General features: G+C 73.5%; 5 protein-coding genes. 2 read left to right on the forward strand and 3 right to left on the reverse strand.

Going from position 1 to position 6000, the window contains the following annotated elements:
• Nucleotides 1-91 precede the first annotated feature (91 nt).
• The 3 genes from ACTJK8_RS28640 to ACTJK8_RS28650 form a co-directional block, all read right to left on the reverse strand.
• The gene (locus ACTJK8_RS28640) at nt 92-2668 is read right to left on the reverse strand and encodes a PAS domain-containing protein (protein WP_024828799.1); all 2577 of its coding nucleotides are present in this window, start codon (nt 2666-2668) and stop codon (nt 92-94) included.
• 261 nt (nt 2669-2929) lie between these two features.
• Nucleotides 2930-3286: a hypothetical protein gene (locus tag ACTJK8_RS28645; protein WP_012321353.1), complete on the reverse strand. Its 357-nt coding sequence runs from the start codon at nt 3284-3286 to the stop codon at nt 2930-2932.
• 150 nt (nt 3287-3436) lie between these two features.
• A complete protein-coding gene (locus ACTJK8_RS28650) occupies nt 3437-4537 on the reverse strand; it encodes an SMP-30/gluconolactonase/LRE family protein (protein WP_012321354.1) in 1101 nt (366 codons plus the stop codon).
• A 216-nt stretch (nt 4538-4753) separates the two neighbouring features.
• On the opposite strand from ACTJK8_RS28650, the gene ACTJK8_RS28655 reads away from it, so the two are divergent.
• Together ACTJK8_RS28655 and ruvB are read left to right on the forward strand one after the other, a co-directional pair.
• Nucleotides 4754-5008, forward strand: a complete 255-nt coding sequence (locus ACTJK8_RS28655) for a DUF6894 family protein (RefSeq protein ID WP_012321355.1) — start codon at nt 4754-4756, stop codon at nt 5006-5008.
• Nucleotides 5009-6000: Holliday junction branch migration DNA helicase RuvB (ruvB, locus tag ACTJK8_RS28660; RefSeq protein ID WP_440762924.1), on the forward strand; the 992-nt coding region annotated here is incomplete at its 3' end.

Raw genomic sequence — 6000 nt, forward strand, 5'->3', positions numbered from 1 at the left:
TATGGCAATGACGCGCGGGCCGGCGAACCCGTTCCGCGCGGGCCTGCGACGCCGTGTGCCCGGGGGCACCGCCGGCCCGGGCCGCCGGACCTCAGCCCTCGCCGCCGATGATGCCGCGGATGCGGGTGGCGAGCGCCTCCAGGGCGAAGGGCTTCGTCATCACCTGCATCCCGGGCCCGAGATGGCCGTGGTTGAGGGCGGCGTTCTCGGCGTAGCCGGTGATGAACAGGACCTTCAGGTCCGGGCGGTGCTGGCGGCCGGCATCGGCCATCTGGCGGCCGTTCATGCCGCCGGGCAGCCCGACATCGGTGATGAGCATGTCGATGCGCACGTCCGACTGGAGCACCTTCAGCCCCGAGGCGCCGTCCGCCGCCTCGATCGCCGCGTAGCCGAGATCCTCCAGCACCTCGGTCACCAGCATCCGCACGGTCGGCTCGTCGTCCACCACCAGGACCGTCTCGCCCTGCTCGGCGCGGGGCGCGTGGGCGAGGTCCGGCAGGCTCACCTCGGCCTCCGCCTCGCCGAGATGGCGGGGCAGGTAGAGGCAGACCATCGTGCCCTGGCCGACCTCCGAGTAGATCCGGACCTGCCCGCCGGACTGCTTGGCGAAGCCGTAGATCATCGACAGGCCGAGGCCGGTGCCCTCGCCGATCGGCTTGGTGGTGAAGAACGGGTCGAAGGCCTTGGCGACCACGTCGGGGGTCATGCCGGTGCCGTTGTCCGAGACGCAGAGCGTCACGTACTGCCCCGGCTCCAGCTCGCGTTCCTGGGCGGCCCGGTGGTCGAGCCAGCGGTTGGCGGTCTCGATGACGATGCGCCCGCCCGCCGGCATCGCGTCCCGGGCGTTGATGCACAGGTTGAGCAGCGCGTTCTCGAGCTGGCTCGGGTCGACCAGCGTCGGCCACAGGCCGCCGGCCCCGACCGACTCGATCGCCACCGACGGGCCGACCGTGCGGCGGACGAGCTCCATCATGCCCTCGACCAGGCGGTTCGCGTCCGTCGGCTTCGGGTCGAGGGTCTGGCGGCGCGAGAAGGCCAGCAGGCGGTGGGTCAGGGCGGCGGCGCGCTTGGCCGCGCCCTGCGCCGCGCCGATGTAGCGGTCGAGGTCGCCGACCCGCCCCTGCAGCATCCGGGTCTGCATCAGCTCCAGCGAGCCGACGATCCCGGCCAGCATGTTGTTGAAGTCGTGGGCGAGCCCGCCGGTGAGCTGGCCGACCGCCTCCATCTTCTGCGACTGGCGCAGGGCCTCCTCGGCGCGCATCAGCTCGGCCGTCCGCTCGGCGACCCGCTGCTCCAGGGTCTCGTTGAGGCTGCGCAGCGCCGCGGCGACGCGGTCCCGCTCGGCCTCGACGGCGCGGCGCTCGTCCACGTCGATCAGGACCCCGGGGAAGCTCAGGGGCGTGCCGTCGGGCGCGTGGTCGACGCGGCCGTTGGCCTCCAGCCAGTAATAGTGCCCGTCGGCGCGGCGCACCCGGTACTGGTGCGCGTAGGCGCCGCCCCGGGCGACGGCCGCGTTGATGGCGGCCGCCAGCCCGGCCTGGTCGTCCGGGTGCACGGTCGCGACGATCCGGGCGAGCGGGATGCCGTCCCGGCCGAGCGCCGGGTCGAGGCCGAAGCTGCGGGCGAAGCCCTCGTCGACCGTGAACCGGTCGCTCGGCAGGTCCCAGTGCCACGTGCCGATGATGGCGCCGGCCGCGAGGGCGAGCTGCACGCGCTCGATGTTGGTCCGGGCGAGCGCCTCGCTGGCGCGCAGGGCGTCCTCCGCCTGCCGGCGCGCCGTGATGTCCCGGAACAGCACCGAGACCTGGCGCCGGCTCGCCGGCCCGATCCGGGCGGCCGAGACGTCGATGAAGCGGTCGGCCTGGGCGAAGAAGCGCTCGAACCGGATCGGGAGTCCGGTGCGCAGCACGCCGCCGTAGAGTTCGAGCCAGGCCTCCGCGTCCGCGGCCGACACGAGGTCGCGCAGCGTCCGCCCGACGATGCCGGCGATGCCGGTGTGGCGCTCGTAGCCGGGATTGGCCTCGACGTGGACGTAGTCGCTCAGCGGGCCGTGCGGGCCGTCGAAGAACTCGATGATGCAGAAGCCGTCGTCGATGGCCTCGAACAAGGTCCGGTAGCGCTCCTCGCCGGCGCGCAGGGCGTCGCGGGCCTCCCGCTGCTCGGTGATGTCGCGCGCCACTCCGGAGAACCGCACCGGCCGTCCCGCGGCGTCGCGCTCGATCTCCCCCTGCCGGGCGATCCAGCGGATCTCCCCGGTATCCGGCCGCCGGATCCGGTAGGCGACGTCCCGCGGGGCGTCGCCGCGGCGCCGGCTCGCCGCCGTCGAGATGAGCGCCTGGTCCTCCGGCAGGATCAGCGCCTCGACCAGCTCGGCCGGGTAGGTGTCGCGCTCCGGCAGGCCGTAGAGCCGGCAGAATTGCGGGGTCGGGTGCAGGAGCCCGTCGTCGACCCCGACGGTGAACAGGCCGATCCCGCCCGCCTCCTGCGCCCGCAGCAGGCGCGCCTCGGCCTCCCGGAGGGCCCGGCCGGTCCTGTCCGAATCCGCGGGGGGCTGCGGGAGCGGCCGGGCGTCCTCCCGCGCGGCGGCCGCCCGCGCCCGGAGTCCGGCGGCTTCCTCTTCCAGCGCGCGGGCGCGCCGCAGGAGCGCCTCGGTCCCCGTCTCGTCCACGCTCAGCGTCCGTGCGTCGCGACCGCGTCCCCCGCCGGCCGCGCGGGGCGGTCGGGGCGGATCGCCGGGGCTGGGAGGGCGGGTGATACGGGCACGGGGCTGGCGCTGCGACAGAGTGGCGGGTCGTGGACGCCTTCTGCCGGAAACGGACCTCGGACGCCACGGCAACCGACCACAACGCGCGGAAACCGCTGAGGCTGCCTCGGAGGCCCCGGCGGCCCCGAGACCGGCGGGCGTGCGTCCCGGTGATGGGGCCGCCGGCTACGGCTCGGCGAGGCGGCAGGTGGCGCTGCTCGCGCGGGGCCAGCCGTAGTAGATCGTCTCGGCCTGCACGTCGGCGAGGCCCACGACCTCCGGCACCGAGGCCCGCTGCGTGTCGAGCACCGCCCCGCCGGCTCCGGTGAAGGTGCACAGGACGGTCACGTTCGTCGCGAGGTCCGGGCCGGTGTTGCGCAGGTTGACCAGCGCCCGCTGCGGCTCGTGCGAGTCCGGCGGCGTGTGCAGCCGGGTCTCCCGCAGGACCAGGGCGGCGTCGGCCCGCGCCGGCGGGGCGAAGGCGACGATCAGGCCGGCAGCCAGGAAGGCGGCGGCCCGCCGCGACGACTGCATCCTGCGCATGGTCGGTCCATCCTATCGTCGTGCCGGGTCACGGTGCCGGGTCACGGACCCGGCACCCGCCTCGATCCAACTTGTAACCCCGGATCCCGGTTCGCCGTCAGCCGCCGCGCGCCGAACGCAACGCCGCGCCTGAGACAGGCTGAACCGGCCTCAGTTGCGCAGCGGCTTGGCGTCGATCTGCATCCGGTAGATCGTCGTCGGGAACTTGACCGCCGAGGCCGCGCCGCCGCTCATCGCCGGCGTGCGGTTCATCTGCGCCGCCGGGATCCACAGGCCGCCCTGCTCGTCGATCCACATCGCGTCGACCCAGACGAGCCGGGGGTCCTGCACCAGCGTGCTCATCGTCCCGTCCGGCGCGATCTTGAGGATCCGCAGGCCGTCCGTGTCGCTCGCGTAGATGGTGCCCGCCGCGTCGATGGCGGTGCCGCCGGTCGCCACCGTGGCGGCGTGGAGCTTCACGTGCTCGGCGCGCTCGGCGTCGCTCACGGCGGCGTCGTCGAGGTACCGGGTCTCGATGCTGTAGAGCGGCCCGGTGCACGCCTGGTAGTAGAAGGTCTTCCCGTCCGGCGAGACTTCCAGCTGGTCGGCGTGGATGAACAGCAGCTTGTCCTTGTCGTCCCGGAGCACCCGGCCCTGACCGGTCAGCGGGCGCTGCGCGATGGTCGACCAGTGGCCGTCGAGCACCCGCCGCAGGCCGCCGGTCTCGCGGTCGAGGACGATCAGACCGGGCTGGCCGGCATCCGTCAGGTAGATGTGGCCGCCGTTGAAGCGGAAATCGTCGATGAAGCTCTTCTCGGTGGTCGCCGCCTGGAGCGGGTAGACCTTACGAACGGTGTTCGTGGCGAGGTCGATCTGCACGAGCTTCGGGCCGCCCGGCAGCGGCGCCGCGCCCATGCCGGGCGCGCCCTTGTCGACCACCCAGAGGTCCCCGTCCGGGCCGATCCGGATGGCGTTGACCGCCACGAAGGCCTTGGCCGGGTCGTCGCCCGTCTTCCAGGCGTTCCAGGCCGCGTCGGGGAACGGCACCGCCTTGCCGTCCCGCCACTCGCCGAGCTCGATCCCCGAATCCTTGCTCTGCCGCTGGAACGGCGAGAACAGCCGGCCGTCCGAGGACCGGGTGATGCCGTTGAAGACGAGGTCGTTGGATTCCACCATCGGCTTCAGGGCGTCGGATCCGGCCGGCGCCTCGGCGGCGCGGCCGGGCGTGCCCAGGCCGGCGGCCAGCAGGAGGGCGAGGAGCGTGGCGCGCATGGTGGGATCCCGGTCCGGCGGTGAAGCGTCTCGCCCGGTAAGCCCGCGGGACGCGCGGTGTTCCGGGCCGACCCCATCGGCCGCAGCCGAACCGCCGGCGCGCGGGCCGCGCCGGGGACGCCTGCGACGCTTCGCCGGGGCTGGATCCCGCCGATTTGAGAACATATAGTGAACACACGGTGAGCGCCGCGCGGGGCGGCCGAGGAGGAGCGAGGGATGGCCAAGTACCGGTTCCACTGCACCAACGGCCTCGAATGCGTGTTCGACGCCCGCGGCACCGAGGTCCGCGCGACGGCACGCCTCGTCGACCGGGCCCGGAAGGTCGCCTCCGACGTGCGGCAGTCGCTGGCCAACCGCACCGACTGGGCCGAGTGGCGGGTGAGCGTGCACGACCTCTCGGGCCGGCGGGTCCTGGTGCAGCCCTTCGTGCAGCCCTTCGAGAAGGCGTCGGGTCGCGCCAGGGCGGCCTGAATGGCGGCGCCGATCAAGACGGCCCGCCCGGAACCGCTCCCGGGCGCGGAGGCGACCGCCGCGGAGGCGGATCGGACGATCCGCCCTCTGAGCCTGTCGGAGTTCATCGGTCAGCGTGCGGCGCGTGCGAACATGCAGGTGTTCATCGAGGCTGCGAAGAAGACCGGTCAGGCGCTCGACCACGTGCTGTTCGTCGGTCCGCCGGGGCTGGGCAAGACGACGCTGGCCCAGATCGTGGCGCGCGAGCTGGGTGTGAACTTCCGCTCGACCTCCGGGCCGGTGATCGCCAAGGCCGGCGACCTGGCCGCGCAGCTCACCAACCTGGAGGAGCGCGACGTCCTGTTCATCGACGAGATCCACCGGCTCAACCCGGCGGTCGAGGAGATCCTCTACCCGGCCATGGAAGACTACCAGCTCGACCTGATCATCGGCGAGGGCCCGGCGGCGCGCTCGGTCAAGATCGAGCTGCCGAAGTTCACCCTGGTCGGCGCCACGACGCGGGCGGGGCTGCTGACGACGCCGCTGCGCGACCGGTTCGGGATCCCGATCCGGCTGGAGTTCTACGAGATCGACGAGCTGGAGCAGATCGTGGCGCGCGGCGCGCGGGTCCTGGGCTTGGGCATGTCGGCGGAGGGCGCCAACGAGATCGCCCGGCGGGCGCGGGGCACGCCGCGGATCGCGGGGCGGCTGTTGCGGCGGGTGCGGGATTTCGCGGTCGTGGCGGAGGCCGAGACGGTGACGCGGGCGATCGCCGACCGGGCGCTGCAGCTCCTGGACGTGGACGGGGCGGGTCTGGACGTGATGGACCGCAAGTACCTGAGCCTGATCGCGCGCGCGTTCGGGGGCGGCCCGGTGGGGATCGAGACCATCGGCGCGGCCTTGTCGGAGCCGCGCGACGCCATCGAGGACATCATCGAGCCCTACCTGATCCAGCGCGGCTTCGTGCAGCGCACGCCCCGCGGCCGCGTCCTCACACGACACGCGTACCGGCA

The sequence above is a fragment of the Methylobacterium sp. 22177 genome, from assembly GCF_052045615.1.
In the GTDB taxonomy this organism is placed as follows: domain Bacteria; phylum Pseudomonadota; class Alphaproteobacteria; order Rhizobiales; family Beijerinckiaceae; genus Methylobacterium; species Methylobacterium radiotolerans.